The sequence below is a fragment of the Streptomyces sp. MBT65 genome (assembly GCF_016612545.1).
Lineage (GTDB): Bacteria > Actinomycetota > Actinomycetes > Streptomycetales > Streptomycetaceae > Streptomyces.
Genome location: NZ_JAENRY010000012.1, coordinates 55024 through 72426, shown reverse-complemented (window position 1 = coordinate 72426; position 17403 = coordinate 55024). Strand labels below are relative to the sequence as shown.

At 69.8% G+C, this 17403-nt stretch carries 13 protein-coding genes and 1 pseudogene; 10 read left to right on the top strand and 4 right to left on the bottom strand.

Annotated features, from left to right (window positions below):
- Nucleotides 1-581 (bottom strand): TetR/AcrR family transcriptional regulator (locus JHN63_RS05120; RefSeq protein WP_200677466.1); only part of this gene is annotated, 581 nt, incomplete at its 3' end.
- 95 nt (nucleotides 582-676) lie between these two features.
- Between JHN63_RS05120 and JHN63_RS05115 the strand changes: the two genes are divergently transcribed.
- The 4 genes and pseudogenes from JHN63_RS05115 (at nucleotide 677) to JHN63_RS05100 (ending at nucleotide 6503) form a co-directional block, all read left to right on the top strand.
- Nucleotides 677-2293 (top strand): carboxyl transferase domain-containing protein, encoded by a 1617-nt coding sequence (locus tag JHN63_RS05115; protein ID WP_200677465.1) that lies wholly within the window; start codon nucleotides 677-679, stop codon nucleotides 2291-2293.
- A 77-nt stretch (nucleotides 2294-2370) separates the two neighbouring features.
- Nucleotides 2371-4390: pseudogene (locus JHN63_RS05110) on the top strand (biotin carboxylase N-terminal domain-containing protein).
- 8 nt (nucleotides 4391-4398) lie between these two features.
- Nucleotides 4399-5337: a hydroxymethylglutaryl-CoA lyase gene (locus tag JHN63_RS05105; RefSeq protein ID WP_200677473.1), complete on the top strand. Its 939-nt coding sequence runs from the start codon at nucleotides 4399-4401 to the stop codon at nucleotides 5335-5337.
- A gap of 5 nt (nucleotides 5338-5342) precedes the next feature.
- The gene (locus JHN63_RS05100; protein WP_200677464.1) at nucleotides 5343-6503 is read left to right on the top strand and encodes an acyl-CoA dehydrogenase family protein; all 1161 of its coding nucleotides are present in this window, start codon (nucleotides 5343-5345) and stop codon (nucleotides 6501-6503) included.
- 6 nt (nucleotides 6504-6509) lie between these two features.
- On the opposite strand, the gene JHN63_RS05095 is transcribed toward JHN63_RS05100, so the two are convergent.
- Together JHN63_RS05095 and JHN63_RS05090 are read right to left on the bottom strand one after the other, a co-directional pair.
- Nucleotides 6510-7157 carry a biliverdin-producing heme oxygenase gene (locus JHN63_RS05095; protein ID WP_200677463.1) on the bottom strand — a complete coding sequence of 216 codons (648 nt, stop codon included), beginning with the start codon at nucleotides 7155-7157 and terminating at the stop codon, nucleotides 6510-6512.
- Nucleotides 7154-8269, bottom strand: a complete 1116-nt coding sequence (locus tag JHN63_RS05090; RefSeq protein WP_200677462.1) for a polyprenyl synthetase family protein — start codon at nucleotides 8267-8269, stop codon at nucleotides 7154-7156. Before JHN63_RS05090 ends, JHN63_RS05095 begins: the two co-directional genes overlap by 4 nt.
- A gap of 257 nt (nucleotides 8270-8526) precedes the next feature.
- On the opposite strand from JHN63_RS05090, the gene JHN63_RS05085 reads away from it, so the two are divergent.
- The 6 genes from JHN63_RS05085 (at nucleotide 8527) to JHN63_RS05060 (ending at nucleotide 15698) form a co-directional block, all read left to right on the top strand.
- Nucleotides 8527-9576 carry an ABC transporter substrate-binding protein gene (locus JHN63_RS05085; RefSeq protein ID WP_200677461.1) on the top strand — a complete coding sequence of 350 codons (1050 nt, stop codon included), beginning with the start codon at nucleotides 8527-8529 and terminating at the stop codon, nucleotides 9574-9576.
- A 138-nt stretch (nucleotides 9577-9714) separates the two neighbouring features.
- A complete protein-coding gene (locus tag JHN63_RS05080) occupies nucleotides 9715-10548 on the top strand; it encodes a siderophore-interacting protein (RefSeq protein ID WP_200677460.1) in 834 nt (277 codons plus the stop codon).
- Nucleotides 10549-10692: 144 nt separating this feature from the next.
- Entirely contained in the window at nucleotides 10693-12135 is a 1443-nt protein-coding gene (gene desA, locus JHN63_RS05075; protein ID WP_200677459.1) for a lysine decarboxylase DesA, read from the top strand.
- Entirely contained in the window at nucleotides 12119-13396 is a 1278-nt protein-coding gene (locus JHN63_RS05070) for a lysine N(6)-hydroxylase/L-ornithine N(5)-oxygenase family protein (RefSeq protein WP_200677458.1), read from the top strand. Before desA ends, JHN63_RS05070 begins: the two co-directional genes overlap by 17 nt.
- The gene (locus JHN63_RS05065; RefSeq protein ID WP_200677457.1) at nucleotides 13393-13923 is read left to right on the top strand and encodes a GNAT family N-acetyltransferase; all 531 of its coding nucleotides are present in this window, start codon (nucleotides 13393-13395) and stop codon (nucleotides 13921-13923) included. Before JHN63_RS05070 ends, JHN63_RS05065 begins: the two co-directional genes overlap by 4 nt.
- Nucleotides 13920-15698 carry an IucA/IucC family siderophore biosynthesis protein gene (locus JHN63_RS05060; protein WP_200677456.1) on the top strand — a complete coding sequence of 593 codons (1779 nt, stop codon included), beginning with the start codon at nucleotides 13920-13922 and terminating at the stop codon, nucleotides 15696-15698. Before JHN63_RS05065 ends, JHN63_RS05060 begins: the two co-directional genes overlap by 4 nt.
- Before the next feature lie 71 nt (nucleotides 15699-15769).
- Here JHN63_RS05060 and JHN63_RS05055 read toward each other — a convergent pair whose 3' ends face one another.
- Complete coding sequence (locus tag JHN63_RS05055) at nucleotides 15770-17359, bottom strand: beta-N-acetylhexosaminidase (RefSeq protein WP_200677472.1); 1590 nt, start codon at nucleotides 17357-17359, stop codon at nucleotides 15770-15772.
- Nucleotides 17360-17403 lie beyond the last annotated feature (44 nt).

Genomic DNA, 17403 nt, shown 5'->3' with positions numbered 1-17403 from the left:
CCCAACGCCCCCCTCGCCATCCGGTGCAGCAGCTCCGCCGTCGCCCCCCGCCCGGGCAACGATCCCGGCCGCCCCAGATGCGGAGTCGAGTTGAGCAGGCCGAAGACCGAGTGGACCGCCGACCGCGCGCTGGGTTCGGGCAGCTCGGGATACACCTCCCGTACGACCTCCACCCACAACTCCACGTACTGCCGCTGGAGTTGACGCACCAGCTTGCGGTCGGAGTCCCGCAGCCGGTCGAGTTCCCGGTCGTGGAGGGTGATCAGGGGGCGGTCGTCCAGGGCGAAGTCGATGTGCCCCTCGATGAGCGAGTCGAGCAGGACACCCGGGGAGGTCACCCCCTCCGCCTCCGCCAGTCGCCGCTTCGCCCCCGTCAGCAGCTGTCCGCTGATGCCGACCAGCAGCTCGGCGAGCATCGCGTCCTTGCCCGGGAAGTGGCGGTAGAGGCCGGGTCCGCTGATGCCGACCGCGGCGCCTATCTCGTCGACCCCGACGCCGTGGAAGCCGCGCTCGGCGAAGAGCCGCGCGGCCTCCTTGAGGATCTGCTCGCGGCGGGTGGGGGCGTCGGTTCTCGTGGTCATGGAAGCAATTCTAGACAGGAAGGTTAGCGGTCGTTAACCTGAAGGAAATGGTTAACGCTCATTAACAGTCGATCGCTGTGCGAGGGGACCGCAGAATGCAAGAGGCACCGGAGCTGACGAGCGCGGCGGACCCCGCGTCGGAGGCGTGGCGGGCCAACGAGGCGGCGCACCGCGCGCTGGGCGAGGAGCTGCGGCAAAAGCTCGCCGCGGCCCGGCTCGGCGGCGGTGAGCGGGCCCGGGACCGGCACACCGCGCGCGGCAAGCTGCTCCCCCGCGACCGTGTCGACACCCTCCTGGACCCCGGCTCGCCCTTCCTGGAGCTGGCTCCCCTGGCCGCCGACGGGATGTACGACGGGGCCGCCCCCGCCGCCGGTGTCATCGCCGGGATCGGCCGGGTCAGCGGCCGCGAGTGCGTGATCGTCGCCAACGACGCCACGGTCAAGGGCGGGACGTACTACCCGATGACCGTGAAGAAGCATCTGCGCGCCCAGGAGATCGCCCTCGAGAACCGGCTCCCCTGCATCTACCTCGTCGACTCAGGCGGCGCCTTCCTGCCCATGCAGGACGAGGTGTTCCCGGACCGCGAGCACTTCGGGCGGATCTTCTACAACCAGGCCCGGATGTCGGGGGCCGGGATCCCGCAGATCGCCGCCGTGCTCGGGTCCTGCACCGCCGGTGGGGCGTACGTCCCGGCGATGAGCGACGAGGCCGTCATCGTCCGGAATCAGGGGACGATCTTCCTGGGCGGGCCTCCCCTGGTGAAGGCCGCCACCGGCGAGGTCGTCACCGCCGAGGAGCTGGGCGGCGGCGACGTCCACGCGCGCGTGTCGGGTGTCACCGACCACCTCGCGGAGGACGACGCGCACGCCCTGCGCATCGTCCGGAACATCGCCGCCACGCTCCCCGCGCGCGGGCCCCTCCCCTGGGAGGTCACCGAGTCGGTCGAGCCCAAGGTCGACCCGTACGGGATCTACGGCGCGGTCCCGGTCGACTCCCGTACCCCCTACGACGTACGGGAGATCATCGCGCGCGTGGTCGACGGTTCGCGCTTCGCCGAGTTCAAGGCGGAGTTCGGGCAGACCCTGGTCACCGGCTTCGCCCGGATCCACGGCCACCCGGTCGGCATCGTCGCCAACAACGGCATCCTGTTCTCCGAATCCGCCCAGAAGGGCGCCCACTTCATCGAGCTGTGCGACCAGCGCGGCATCCCGCTCGTCTTCCTCCAGAACATCTCCGGCTTCATGGTCGGCAAGGACTACGAGGCGGGCGGCATCGCCAAGCACGGCGCCAAGATGGTCACCGCCGTCGCCTGCGCGCGCGTGCCCAAGCTGACGGTCGTGGTCGGCGGCTCGTACGGCGCGGGCAACTACTCGATGTGCGGCCGGGCGTACTCACCGCGCTTCCTGTGGATGTGGCCCGGCGCCAAGATCTCCGTCATGGGCGGCGAGCAGGCCGCGTCGGTCCTCGCGACCGTGAAGCGGGACCAGTTGGAGGGGCGTGGGGAGGAGTGGCCCACGGCGGACGAGGAGACCTTCAAGGACCCGATCCGGCAGCAGTACGAGCGTCAGGGCAGCGCCTACTACGCGACCGCCCGGCTCTGGGACGACGGGGTCATCGACCCGACGGAGACCCGCCAGGTGCTGGGTCTCGCCCTGACCGCCTGTGCCAACGCGCCGCTGGGTGACACCCAGTTCGGCGTCTTCCGGATGTGATGAGGATGCCCGAGATGGTCGACACATTCGAGACTCCCAGGACGCCCGAGACTCCCAGGACGCCCGAGGCACCCGGGATGTTCGACACGGTCCTCGTGGCCAACCGGGGCGAGATCGCGGTCCGCGTGATCCGCACCCTGCGCTCGCTCGGTGTGCGCTCGGTGGCCGTCTTCTCCGACGCCGACGCGGACGCCCGGCACGTCCGCGAGGGCCGACACGGCGGTACGGCTCGGTCCGGCCCCCGCGGCCGAGAGCTATCTGTCGGTGGAGCGGCTCCTGGAGGCGGCGGCCCGCACCGGCGCGCAGGCCGTGCACCCCGGGTACGGCTTCCTCGCCGAGAACGCGGCCTTCGCGCGCGCGTGCGCCGACGCCGGGCTGGTCTTCATCGGCCCTCCGGCGGACGCGATCGCCCTCATGGGCGACAAGATCCGCGCCAAGGAGACCGTGGCGGCGGCCGGCGTCCCGGTCGTCCCCGGCGGCCGCGACCCCGAACTCACCAAGGCGGCCCATGAGTTGGGCGCCCCCGTCCTCCTCAAGCCGTCGGCAGGCGGTGGCGGCAAGGGCATGCGCCTGGTCCGCGACCTCACCCTCCTGGAGGAGGAGATCGCCGCCGCGCGGCGCGAGGCCCGCGCCTCCTTCGGCGACGACACCCTCCTGGTCGAGCGCTGGGTCGACCGCCCCCGGCACATCGAGATCCAGATCCTGGCCGACGGCCACGGCAACGTCGTCCACCTCGGCGAGCGCGAGTGCTCCTTGCAGCGCCGCCACCAGAAGGTCGTCGAGGAGGCCCCGAGCGTCCTCCTCGACCCCGGCACACGCGCGGCGATGGGCGAGGCGGCGGTCCAGGCGGCCCGCTCGTGCGGGTACGCGGGCGCGGGCACGGTGGAGTTCATCGTCCCCGGCAGCGACCCGTCGTCGTACTACTTCATGGAGATGAACACCCGCCTCCAAGTGGAGCACCCGGTGACGGAGTTGGTGACCGGACTCGACCTGGTGGAGTGGCAGCTCAGGGTGGCGGCGGGCGAGCGGCTGCCCTTCGCGCAGGAGGACATCACGCTCACCGGGCACGCGGTGGAGGCACGGATCTGCGCGGAGACTGTGTCTCTTAAAGCGGGCGCCCGGGGCTTCCTCCCCTCCGGCGGCACGATCCTGAAGCTGAACGAACCCTCCGGCGACGGCATCCGCACCGACTCCGGCCTCTCCGAAGGCACCGAGGTCGGCAGCCTCTACGACCCGATGCTCTCCAAGGTCATCGCCTACGGCCCCGACCGCGCGACCGCGCTCAGGAAACTCCGGGCCGCCCTCGCGGACACAGTCACCCTGGGCGTGCCGACGAACGCGGGATTCCTACGACGGCTGCTGGCCCATCCGGCGGTCGTGGCGGGCGAGTTGGACACCGGGCTCGTCGAGCGCGAGGCGGCCGGGCTCGTGCCCGGTGAGGTACCGGTGGAGGTCTACGCGGCGGCGGCGCTGCTGCGGCACGCGGCGCTCGCGCCCGGGCGGGGCTCCGGCTGGGCCGACCCGTTCGCCGCCACGGACGGCTGGCGGCTGGGCGGGGAGCGGGCCTGGACGGCACACCCCCTACGGGTACCGGGCCACGATCCGGTGACCGTGCGCGTACGCCGCACACCCGAGGGCGGGACCGAACTCCTGCCGGACGGCGACGGGAAGCCGCTCGTCGCGGCCGGAACGGCCGGGCCCGACGGCCGGTTCACCCTGCGGCTCGACGGCCTCGTCCACACCTTCACCGCCCTGCCGGACGGCACCTGGCTGGGCCGGGACGGGGACGCCTGGCAGGTGCGGGACCACGATCCGGTGGCCGCCTCGCTCAGCGGGGCCGACCGCTCCGGTGCCGGTTCGCTGACCGCGCCGATGCCGGGGACGGTGACCGTGGTGAAGGTCGCCGTCGGGGACCAAGTGACGGCCGGACAGAGCCTGTTGGTGGTCGAGGCGATGAAGATGGAGCACGTCGTCTCCGCGCCGCACGCCGGCACCGTCGCCGAACTCGATGTGACGCCCGGCGCGACGGTCGCCATGGACCAGGTGCTGGCGGTCGTCACACCCCTGGTCGTCACACCGGCGGAGGAGGACCAGTGACACTCCCGATGGTCGTACCGGCCCCCGATCTGCCCGCCCGGGTGCGTATCCACGAGGTGGGCGCGCGGGACGGGCTGCAGAACGAGAAGGCGACCGTGCCGACGGAGGTGAAGGCCGAGTTCGTGCGCCGGCTGGCCGACGCGGGCCTGAGCACGATCGAGGCGACCAGCTTCGTCCACCCCAAGTGGGTGCCCCAACTGGCCGACGCGGAGCAGTTGTTCCCGCTCGTGCGCGATCTGCCGGGGGTCCGGCTCCCGGTACTCGTGCCGAACGAACGCGGCCTCGACCGGGCGCTCGCGCTCGGCGCCCGCCGTATCGCGGTGTTCGCGAGCGCCACCGAGGCTTTCGCGAAGGCCAATCTGAACCGCACGGTCGACGACGCGCTGGCCATGTTCGAGCCGGTGGTGACCCGGGCGAAGGCGGGGGACGCGCATGTGCGCGGCTATCTGTCGATGTGCTTCGGCGACCCCTGGGAGGGCGCCGTCCCGATCCACCAGGTCGTCCATGTCTGCAAGTCGCTGCTGGACATGGGCTGCGACGAGCTGAGCCTCGGCGACACGATCGGCGTCGCGACCCCGGGCCACGTCCTGGAGCTGCTGGCCGCGCTCAACGAACAGGGCGTCCCCACCAACGTGTTGGGCGTGCACTTCCACGACACCTACGGCCAGGCCCTCGCCAACACCCTGGCCGCCCTCCAGCACGGCGTGACCACCGTGGACGCCTCCGCGGGCGGCCTGGGCGGCTGTCCGTACGCCAAGTCCGCGACCGGCAACCTCGCCACCGAAGACCTCGTGTGGATGCTCCAGGGTCTCGGCATCGACTCCGGAGTGGACCTCGGCTCCCTCACCGCCACCAGCGTGTGGATGGCCGAACAACTGGGCCGACCCAGCCCGTCCCGCACCGTCCGCGCACTCGGTAAAACAGCGCAGCCCCACAAGGAGCAGTGACCGCCATGGACCACCGTCTCTCCCCCGAGCTGGAAGAACTCCGCCGTACGGTCGAGGAGTTCGCGCACGACGTCGTCGCGCCGAAGATCGGCGACTTCTACGAACGGCACGAGTTCCCGTACGAGATCGTCCGCGAGATGGGCCGCATGGGCCTGTTCGGGCTGCCGTTCCCCGAGGAGTACGGCGGGATGGGCGGCGACTATCTCGCGCTTGGCCTCGTCCTGGAGGAACTGGCCCGGGTGGACTCGTCGGTCGCGATCACCCTGGAGGCCGGGGTCTCGCTGGGCGCGATGCCGATCCACCTCTTCGGTACCGAGGAGCAGAAGGCCGAGTGGCTGCCCCGGCTGTGCTCCGGCGAGATCCTGGGCGCCTTCGGGCTGACCGAGCCGGACGGCGGCTCGGACGCGGGGGCGACGCGGACGACGGCCCGCCTCGACCCGGACACCGACGAGTGGGTGATCAACGGCTCCAAGTGCTTCATCACCAACTCCGGTACGGACATCACCGGTCTGGTGACGGTCACCGCGGTCACCGGGCGCAAGCCCGACGGCAAGCCGCTGATCTCCTCGATCATCGTGCCGTCCGGGACACCCGGCTTCACGGTCGCGGCGCCGTACTCGAAGGTCGGGTGGAACGCCTCGGACACCCGTGAGCTGTCCTTCTCGGACGTCCGGGTCCCGGCGGCGAACCTGCTGGGTCAACAGGGGCGCGGCTACGCCCAGTTCCTGCGCATCCTGGACGAGGGCCGGATCGCGATCGCCGCGCTGGCCACCGGTCTGGCGCAGGGCTGCGTCGACGAGTCGGTGAAGTACGCCAAGGAACGGCACGCGTTCGGGCGGCCGATCGGCGCCAACCAGGCCATCCAGTTCAAGATCGCCGACATGGAGATGAAGGCCCACACCGCCCGTCTCGCCTGGCGCGACGCGGCCTCCCGGCTGCTGGCCGGCGAGCCCTTCAAGAAGGAGGCGGCCCTCGCCAAGCTGTACTCCTCGACGATCGCCGTCGACAACGCCCGCGACGCCACCCAGGTGCACGGCGGCTACGGCTTCATGAACGAGTACCCGGTGGCCCGCATGTGGCGCGACTCCAAGATCCTGGAGATCGGCGAGGGCACCAGCGAGGTCCAACGGATGCTGATCGCCCGCGAGTTGGGCCTCGCGGGCTGAGCACCCTCAGACCGGCTCGGGAGCCGGTCTGCCCAGCCCCACCGACAACTCCGCCGAGATCAGGGCCACATGCCGATAGGCCCGCTCGGCGGCGGCCACCACCCTTTCCTGTACGGCGCCTTCGCCGAGCGCGCGGTCGAGGCGCTCGGTGAGGGCCGTCCAGCGGGCACGGTCGCCACTGCCGTAGTACGACGTGCCGTACCCGTCCGTGAGCCGGTAGGCCTCGATGACGTACCGGCGCAGGAAGAGGGCTCCGAGGGTGGAACCCTCCAACACGTAGAGGAAGCCGAGGAGTTCGGTGGGTGCGGTGGCGGCGGTGTGCCGTATCTCGGCGGCGAACTCCGCGGCGGCCGGGCCGGGGCGAGGGGCCGGGCCCAGGGCGGCGAAGTGGCGCAGGTCGCGTTCGACGAGCGGGAGTTTGGCCAGGTCCGGCGACCACACCGAGTCGACCGACGGGCAGAGGGCACGGGCGAGTTCGGTCTCCAGGGCCGCCAACACCACGCGGTAGGCGGCGAGTTGGCCGACGTAGCGGTCGAGCGGGAGGGTGCCGGCGAGCATCGCGGTGGCGAATCCGGTGCTCTCCAAGGCCTCGTGCCAGACGCGGGTGCCGTTCCGTAACCGCTGGGTCGCCGTGCCCGTGTTCGTGTCCGTCATACGCCGCTCCGCTGCCGGACCGTCGCGAGCAGACGGTCGATGAGATGGCCCTTGCGTTCGATCGTCACGTCGAAGTAGGCGGCGCTGCGCTCGGAGCGGCACACCGCGTGCACGGCGTCCTTCGCGGCACGCTTCAGCGCCACGGCCTCCTCGGCGAGCGCGAGGAGCGTGCGCTCCAGTTTCGGGTGACCGAGAACGTACCGTTTGAATTCCGCTTCCGGCGTTACGTCGTCGAGGAGTTCCAGCAGAACCCGGTTGCCCAGGCCGTCGAGGTCCTCGTGGGTGTTGGCGCCACCGAGTTCCGGAACGAAGTCGGCCAGGTCGTTGAACAGCTGGCTGGCGAGGCCGAGTTGGCGCATCGCGCCGTCCAGGGCCAGCCGGTCGTCCGCGACCACCCGCAGCCCCGCGACCGCCGCGTCCAGCGGCATCCGGAACAGGGTGCCGGTCTTGAGGGCGGCCGTCGCCTCCCAGAAGTCGACCCGGGTGGCGCGCGGCGCTGCCAGCAGCTCCGCGCGCGTGAGCGCCGTACGCGAGGACAGGTCGACGGCCTGCCCGGTGAAGCCGCTGCCGACCGAGCCCACCAGGCTGTCCACGACGGCGGGGTCGGCCGCGTGCCGCAGCGCGGACATGATCAGCCAGACGCCGGCGTTGAGCGCGAGCGGGGTGCCGTGGGTGGTGTGGAGTGCGGGTTCGCCGTAGCGGACGTCGCTGCCGTCCTGGATGTCGTCGAGAGCGACCGCGGCCTTCAGCAGAATCCTTACGGCAACTGCCGTTCGGCGGATCACCGCGAGGTCGGAAGCGCTCTCCGCCTCCTCGGGGAACCCCCGGTAGTTGCGATACGCCCAGTAGACCATCGAGGGCCGCAGCGGAGCCCGGCCGCCGGGTGCTCCGGGCGTCGGGGGCAGCGCCTGCTGGCCGACCTTCGAGCCCAGGGCGTCCGCGACCGGCTCGTACAGGGCGCGGCGCAGGGCCGTGTCGTACACGGCGTCCGCCGCCCGGGCCGGGGCGGTCAGCGCGTCGAGGAACGCGGCCAGGTCGTCCTCCAGCAGTGCCGCGTCGCCGCGCACCACCGCCTCCACACCCGCCGTGCCCGTGGTACCCGTCGTGTCCACCGTGATTGCCACTCCACCTCCGAGGACGCCCGAACAGCAGTGCGCAGGTCGTTCTAGGAAGGAGCGTGATCACAACGGCCTTACGAGACAAGGCGGTTGAAAGCCAAATCGCCTAGGACATGGGCCCATAAGCCCGGCACAGGACAGACACAGGCCCGAGCGGGGGCGGGCCCACCCGCTGGACAACAAGTGAGGTTAGGCTAACCTACCTTCGAATTGTCCGGCGGGCGCTCCGCCCTGTTCGAAAGCAGCGACACATGTCCAACGCCCGTGCCACTCACCTCTCCCGCCGCGGCATCCTCGCCGCGGGCGGCGCCCTCGGCCTCGGCGCCGTGCTCGCGGCCTGCGGCGACGACGACGCGAAAAGCGGTGGTTCGGACAAGGAGACGACGGCCGCCAAGTCCGGCCCCTGGACCTTCAAGGACGACCGCGGCCAGACCGCGAAGACCGACAAGACCCCGGCGACCATCGTCTCCTTCATCGGTGTCGCGGCCGCGCTGCACGACTACGGCATCGAGTCCAAGGGCGTCTTCGGCCCGACCGAGCTGAAGAACGGCAAGCCCGACGTGCAGGCCGGCGATCTGGACATCAGCAAGGTCACCAACCTCGGCAACACCTGGGGCCAGTTCAACATCGAGAAGTACGCGGCCCTCGCCCCCGACGTCCTCATCACCACGATGTTCGACGCGGCCGGCACCCTCTGGTACGTCCCGGAGGAGTCGAAGAAGAAGATCCTCGCCGTGGGCGCGCCGTCCGTCGGTATCTCGGTCTACGACGTCCAGCTGCCGACGCCGCTGGCGCGGATGCTGGAACTCGCCAAGTCCCTTGGCGCGGACACCACTTCGTCGACGATCACCGCGGCCAAGAAGCGCTTCGAGGACGCGGCGGCCCGGCTGCGCGCCGCGGCGAAGGCCAAGCCGGACATCAAGGTCCTCGTCGGTTCCGCGAGCGACACCGTCTTCTACGTCTCCGGCTCGAACCTCTCCGTCGACCTCGAGTACTACAAGGCGCTCGGCGTGAACTTCGTCGAGCCGTCCGCGGCCGCGCTGAAGGCGAGCGGTGGATGGTACGAGAACCTGAGCTGGGAGAACGTCGACAAGTACGGGGCGGACGTCATCATGATGGACAACCGTACGGCGGCGACGCAGCCCGCCGACATCACCGAGGGCACGTGGAAGAAGCTGCCCGCGGTGAAGGCGGGGCAGGTCATCGCGCGGAACCCCGAGCCGATTCTGTCGTACGACAAGTGCGCGCCGTTGCTCGAGGATCTGGCGAAGGCGATCGAGAACGCCAAGAAGGTCAGCTGAATCAGGGGGAGTTGCTCTTTCGCGGGGAGGTGCGGGCCAGTTGTAGTCGGCCGCGCCCCGCGGCGGAGCCGCACATCAGATACAGCACCGCGCCCCTGGGTACGCATCCCTGACGCCCCTTCAGAGGAGCCCCTCTCCATGTCTACGGCCGTTGCCGCTCCGTTCCGCTTTTTCTCACTCCATGTCGTGCGGACGGAGCGGCTCGGGCCGTCTCTTGTCCGGGTGACCTTCACCGGAGACGATCTGGCGTACTTCTTCTCCGACGGACACGACCAGTCGCTGTCGTTGTTCCTCCCCCACCCCGGCCAGCCGTCGCCCGCCGTGCCCTACGAACTCGGCGACGGGTGGTGGCAGGCCTGGCGTGAACTCCCGGACGACGTACGGGCGGTGATGCGGTCGTACACGCTTCGTGCGCTGCGCCGCGAGCCCGACGAGATCGACATCGACTTCGTGCTGCACGAGCCCGCCGGGCCCGCGTCCCGTTGGGCCGCTCGCGCCGCCGCCGGGGACCGGGTCGTGTTGCTCGGGCCCGCCGTCGCGGACAATCGGGCGATTCGGTTCCGGCCGCCGGAGGACACCGATCTCGTGGTCGTCTGGGGCGACGAGACCGCCGTACCGGCCGTGTCCGCCATCCTCGAGGCGCTGCCCGCGGGCATGCGTGCGCGGGTGTGGCTGGAGGTCCGACATGCCGATGATGTGCAGGAGTTGGTGGCCGCCGCCGATGCCGAGGTGACCTGGCTGGTGCGCGATGACGAGAGTGCCGAGGGGTCCCCCATGGCCCTCGGCGCCCTGCGCGCCGCCCAACTCCCCTCCACCGAGCGGCCGTACGTGTGGATCGCGGGCGAGTCCGGTCAAGTGAAGGCGCTGCGGCGGCACTTCGTGGGTGAGCGCGGGTTCGACCGGCGGCGGGTGACCTTCGTGGGGTACTGGCGGCAGGGACTCAGCGAGGAGCAACTGCGCGAAGCGGGGTGAGTAACCGCTGGTGCGTGAGTGATCGCTGTCACGGGAGCGGCGGGTTTCCTGGACGTTAAGTTAGGTTAGGCTTACCTAAGTTGATGTTGCGGAACCCCGCCGCTCACCTGTCCCGCACGGACTTCCCCACCGGAGGACCCCCACATGCGCTCGCACCTGCTCAATGACACGACTGCGGAGCACTACCGCCGCTCCGTGACTCAAGGCGTGGAGCGGGTGGCAGCCAAACTCGCCACCACCGAACGACCGTTCACCGGCGTCACGGTCGACGCCCTCTCCCCCCTCATCGACCGGATCGACCTCGACCGCCCGCTCCACGACACCACCGCGGTGCTCGACGAGCTGGACGAGGTCTATCTGCGGGACGCGATCTACTTCCACCACCCCCGCTACCTCGCCCACCTCAACTGCCCGGTCGTCATCCCCGCGGTGCTCGGCGAGGCGGTGCTCTCCGCCGTCAACTCCTCCCTGGACACCTGGGACCAGTCGGCCGGCGGCACCCTCATCGAGCGCAAGCTGATCGACTGGACGAACGAACGGATCGGCCTCGGGCCGCACGCGGACGGGGTGTTCACCTCCGGCGGCAGCCAGTCCAACCTCCAGGCACTGCTGCTGGCCCGCGAGGAGGCGAAGACCGACAGCCTGGCCAAACTGCGGATCTTCGCCTCCGAGGTCAGCCACTTCAGCGTGAAGAAGTCGGCGAAACTGCTGGGCCTCGGCCAGGACGCCGTCGTGTCGATACCCGTCGGCGCCGACAAGCGCATGCAAACCGTCGCGCTCGCGCGGGAGTTGGAGCGCTGCAAGAGCGCCGGTCTGGTCCCCATGGCCGTTGTCGCCACCGCCGGCACCACCGACTTCGGCTCCATCGACCCGCTGCCCGAAATCGCCGCCCTGTGCGAGCAGTTCGGGGTGTGGATGCATGTGGACGCGGCCTACGGCTGCGGTCTGCTCGCCTCCCTCAAGCACCGGGGCCGCATCGACGGCATCGAGCGCGCCGACTCGGTCACCGTGGACTACCACAAGTCCTTCTTCCAGCCGGTGAGTTCGTCCGCCCTGCTGGTCCGCGACGCCGACACCCTGCGCCACGCGACCTACCACGCGGAGTACCTCAACCCGCAGCGCGCGGTGCAGGAGCGCATCCCCAACCAGGTCGACAAGTCCCTTCAGACCACCCGCCGTTTCGACGCGCTCAAGCTGTGGATGACGCTGCGCGTGATGGGCGCCGACGGCATCGGCCAACTCTTCGACGAGGTCTGCGACCTGGCGGAGGAGGGGTGGAAGCTGCTGGCCGCCGACCCCCGTTTCGACGTGGTCGTGGCGCCCTCGCTCTCCACCCTCGTCTACCGCTACATCCCGGCCGCCGTCACCGACCCGGCCGAGATCGACCGCGCCAACCTGTACGCCCGCAAGGCCCTGTTCGCGTCCGGTGCCGCGGTGGTCGCGGGCACCAAGGTCGCGGGCCGCCACTACCTGAAGTTCACCCTGCTCAACCCCGAGACGACGACCGACGACATCGCCGCCGTCCTCGACCTGATCGCCGGCCATGCCGAGCAGTACCTGGGAGAGTCCCTTGACCGCGCTTCCTGAACCCGCCAGCAAGACCTACGACTTCGTGGGCATCGGGCTCGGACCCTTCAACCTCGGCCTCGCCTGCCTCACCGAGCCCATCGCCGAACTCGACGGCATCTTCCTGGACTCGAAGCCCGGCTTCGAGTGGCACGCCGGCATGTTCCTCGACGGCGCCCACCTCCAGACCCCGTTCATGTCGGACCTCGTCACCCTCGCCGACCCGACCTCGCCGTACTCCTTCCTCAACTACCTGAAGGAGAAGGGGCGTCTGTACCCCTTCTACATCCGCGAGAACTTCTACCCGCTGCGCGTCGAGTACGACGACTACTGCCGCTGGGCGGCCGACAAACTCACCAACGTGCGCTTCAGCACGACGGTCACCGAGGTGACGTACGAGGACGAGGTCTACGTCGTCCGGACCGAGACCGGCGACCTCTACCGCGCCCGTCACCTGGTCCTCGGCACCGGCACCCCTCCCTACCTCCCGGAGGCCGTCGCCGGCCTGGGCGGCGACTTCATCCACAACTCCCGCTATATGCAGCACAGAGCGGAGTTGCAGGCCAAGGAGTCGATCACGCTGGTCGGCAGCGGGCAGTCCGCCGCCGAGATCTACTACGACCTGCTCAGCGAGATCGACGTGCACGGATACGAGTTGAACTGGGTCACGCGCTCGCCGCGCTTCTTCCCGCTGGAGTACACGAAACTCACGCTGGAGATGACCTCCCCGGAGTACATCGACTACTTCCACGCCCTGCCCGAGCAGACCCGCTACCGCCTCACGGCCGAGCAGAAGGGCCTCTTCAAGGGCATCGACGGCGACCTCGTCAACGACATCTTCGACCTGCTGTACCAGAAGAAGGTCGGCGGCCCGGTCCCCACCCGGCTGCTCACCAACTCCGCCCTGAACGACGCCACTTACCGCGACGGCGTGTACGAACTCGCCCTGCGCCAAGAGGAGCAGGAGAAGGACTACACCCTGCGCTCCCAGGGCCTGGTCCTCGCCACCGGCTACAAGTACGCCGAGCCGGAGTTCCTCAAGCCCGTGCACGAGCGACTGCGCTACGACTCGCGGGGCAACTTCGACATCGCGCGCAACTACTCGATCGACACCACGGGCCGAGGCGTCTTCCTCCAGAACGCCGGCGTCCACACGCACAGCATCACGTCCCCCGACCTGGGCATGGGCGCGTACCGCAACGCGTACATCATCCGTGAGCTGCTCGGCACCGAGTACTACCCGGTCGAACAGACCATCGCGTTCCAGGAGTTCACCGTATGACCTTCACCTTCCGCCCCCTCGACCCGCTCCAGGACGCCGAGTTGCTGCACCGGTGGCTCACGCACCCCAAGGCCGCGTTCTGGATGATGCAGGACGCGAAACTGGAGGACGTCGAGCGCGCGTACATGGAGATCGCGGCCGACGAGCACCAGCACGCGCTGTTCGGGCTCCAGGACGGGGTGCCCGTCTTTCTGATGGAGTACTACGACCCGCGGTACCGCGAACTGGTCGGCCTGTACGAGCCGTTGGCCGGTGACGTCGGCATGCACTTCCTGACGCCCGCCACCGAGACGCCCGTCCACGGTTTCACCCGCGCGGTGATCACCGCCGTGATGGGCCGCCTCTTCGAGGACCCGGCCGTCGAGCGTGTCGTCGTGGAGCCGGACGTGTCCAACACCGCCGTGCACGCACTGAACGAGGCGGTCGGGTTCGTGCCCGAGCGTGAGATCCAGAAGCCGGAGAAAATGGCCTTGTTGAGCTTCTGCACACGGGAGCAGTTCCTGAGCGCCACGGCGGTGTCCGCATGAGCCTCGCCGACGCCGTCGCCCACCTCTCCCCCGAGCGCTGGGAGAAGGCCAACCGTCTCCTCATCCGCAAGGCCCTCGCCGAGTTCGCGCACGAGCGGCTCATCGCACCCGAACTGGTTGAGAAGGACGGGGACTCGTACGTCGTCCGCAGCGACGACGGTCTGACCCGCTACCGGTTCACCGCAACCCGGCGCGCGCTCGACCACTGGCAGGTGGACGCCGACTCCATCACGCGTCACCGCGACGGCACCGAACTCCCCCTAGCCGCAATGGACTTCTTCATCGAGCTGAAGCAGGCGCTCGGGCTGAGCGAGGCGATCCTGCCGGTCTACCTGGAGGAGATCTCCTCCACCCTCTCCGGCACCTGCTACAAGCTCACCAAGCCGCAGATCCCGGTCGCCGAGCTGGTGCGGAGCGACTTCCAGGCCATCGAGACGGGGATGACCGAGGGCCACCCCTGCTTCGTCGCGAACAACGGCCGGCTCGGCTTCGGTGTGCACGAGTACCTCTCGTACGCCCCCGAGACCGCGAGCCCGGTCCGGCTGGTCTGGCTGGCCGCGCACCGCTCGCGGGCGGCGTTCACGGCGGGTGTGGGCATCGAGTACGAGGCTTTCGTCAAGGGCGAGTTGGGCAGCGCCACCGTCGACCGCTTCCGTGCCACGCTGACCGAACAGGGCCACGACCCGGACGACTTCCTCCTCATCCCCGTCCACCCCTGGCAGTGGTGGAACAAGCTCAGCGTCACCTTCGCCGCCGAGGTCGCCCGCGGCCACCTCGTCTGCCTCGGCGAGGGCGACGACGAGTACCTCGCCCAACAGTCCATCCGGACCTTCTTCAACAGGTCGAACCCCGAGAAGCACTACGTGAAGACGGCCCTGTCCGTCATCAACATGGGCTTCATGCGCGGGCTTTCGGCCGCCTACATGGAGGCGACCCCGGCGATCAACGACTGGCTCGCCCAACTCATCGACAACGACCCGGTGTTGAAGTCCACCGGCCTGTCGATCATCCGCGAGCGGGCCGCCGTCGGCTACCGGCACCTGGAGTACGAGGCGGCCACCGACCGCTACTCGCCGTACCGCAAAATGCTCGCCGCGCTGTGGCGCGAGAGCCCGGTGTCCTCGCTCCGGGACGGCGAGTCCCTCGCGACGATGGCCTCGCTGGTGCACCTGGACCACGAGGGCGCGTCCTTCGCGGGCGCGCTGATCGAGCGCTCGGGGCTGACCCCGGTGGAGTGGCTGCGCCGTTATCTGCGGGCGTACTTCACCCCGCTGCTGCACAGCTTCTACGCCTACGACCTGGTGTTCATGCCGCACGGCGAGAACGTGATCCTCGTCCTGAAGGACGGCGTCGTCGAGCGCGCGATCTACAAGGACATCGCCGAGGAGATCGCCGTCATGGACCCGGACGCGGTGCTGCCGCCGACGGTGGAGCGGCTGCGGGTCGAGGTCCCCGAGGACAAGAAGCTCCTGTCGATCTTCACCGACGTCTTCGACTGCTTCTTCCGCTTCCTCGCCGCCGACCTGGCCGCCGAAGGCGTCCTGGAGGAGGACGACTTCTGGCGTACGGTCGCGGAGGTCACCCGCGAGTACCAGGACGCGGCGCCCGAACTCGCCGACAAGTTCCGGCAGTACGACATGTTCGCCCCCGAGTTCTCGCTGTCCTGCCTCAACCGGCTCCAACTGCGCGACAACGAGCAGATGGTGGACCTGGCGGACCCCTCCGGCGCGCTCCAGCTCGTCGGCACCCTGAAGAACCCGATCGCCGGGTTCTGATCACCCAAGCAGGCGGGCACCCCGGGGTACGGTCCCCCGGGGTGACCGCCCTCTTCACGAACGCGGCGCAACTACCGCGCGGGCCACGGCACTTGAGGCGACCGGTAGTAGTTGATCCCGAGCGCGTCCCAGCGCGGGGCCTGCGCCGCGAGCCGCACCTTGTAGGTGTCCCAGTCGTGCGTCGAGGCCGGCGACCAGCCCAGCTCGGCGACGCCCGGCAGCCTCGGGAAGGCCATGTACTGGATGTTCGCGTCGGTCACGATGGTCTCGGTCCACAGCGGTGCCTCGACCCCCCGGATCGCCGAACTCGGCACTCCGGCAAGGTAGTTGCCCGGGTCCCAGTCGTAGGACCGCTTGACCTCGACCAGGCCCGCCCAGTCCTGGCCGAGCGGGGTGTCCTCGGTGTACTTCATGTCGAGGTAGACCCGGTCGGCGGGCGAGAGGACCAGCCCGGTGCCGTTCTTCGTGGCCTCGGCGACCTGTGCCTTCTCGGCGGCGTCGGTGTCGTCGAGACCCCAGTACTGGGCGAAGGCGCCCTTGACGGGGTGGGCGCCGGTGATCTGGTGCCAGGCGATCACCGTCTTGCCGTACTTGGTGACGATCGGCTGCACCCGGTCCATGAACTTGACGTAGTCCTCATGGCTGGTGGAGTGCGCCTCGTCGCCGCCGATGTGCAGATAGCGGCCCGGGGTCAGCGCGGCCAGCTCGCGGATCACGTCGTCCACGAAGCCGTACGTGAGGTCCTTGCCGACGCACAGCGAGCTGAAGCCGACGTCCGTGCCCGTGTAGAGCGGGGGTGCCACGCCGTCGCAGTTCAGGTCGGCGTAGGAGGCGAGGGCCGCGTTGGTGTGGCCGGGCATGTCGATCTCGGGTACGACCTCCAGGAAGCGGGAGGAGGCGTAGCGGACGATCTCCTTGTAGTCGGCCTTCGTGTAGTGGCCGCCCGCGCCGCCGTCGACCTGGGTCGAGCCGCCGTAGGTCGCCAGGCGGGGCCAGGAGTTGATGGCGATGCGCCAGCCCTGGTCGTCGCTGAGGTGCAGGTGCAGTTCGTTGATCTTGTAGAGCGCCAACTCGTCGATGTAGCGCTTGACCTGATCGACCGTGAAGAAGTGCCGGGACACGTCGAGCATCGCGCCGCGGTAGGCGTAGCGCGGGGAGTCCTCGATGGTGCCGCCCGCGATCCGCCAGGGGCCGCGCTGCACGGAGTTCTTCTCGACGGCGGCGGGCAGGAGTTGGCGCAGGGTCTGGACGCCGTGGAAGAGTCCGGCGGGCCTGCTCGCGGTGATGGTGACACCGGAGGTCCCGCTGACGAGCCGATAGCCCTCGGCCCCGAACACGCCCTTGGCCAGCCGGAGTTGGATACCCCCCTTGCCCCGCGAGGTGATCGGCAGCCGGTAGCCGGTGGAGGGGCGCAGGATGCCCGCGAGGTACTCGCCGATCCGGCGTGACTCCCGGGTGTCGTCGACCCGGATCCGGGTGCTGCTCGTGATCGTGTACGGGTGTCCCGCGGGGGTGACCTTGGCGGGCGCCGGGACGACCCGGCCCAGCGGGGTGACGGCGGCGGGCCCGGCAGCGGGTGCGGCGCCGACGACGGACACGCTCGCGGCGGCGACGAGCAGCAGCGAACCGAGGAGGCGGGTCGTTCTGTGGCGCTGTCTCACAAGGTGTCTCACAAGCGGTGCCTTCCTTCGAACTTCCCTTGAGC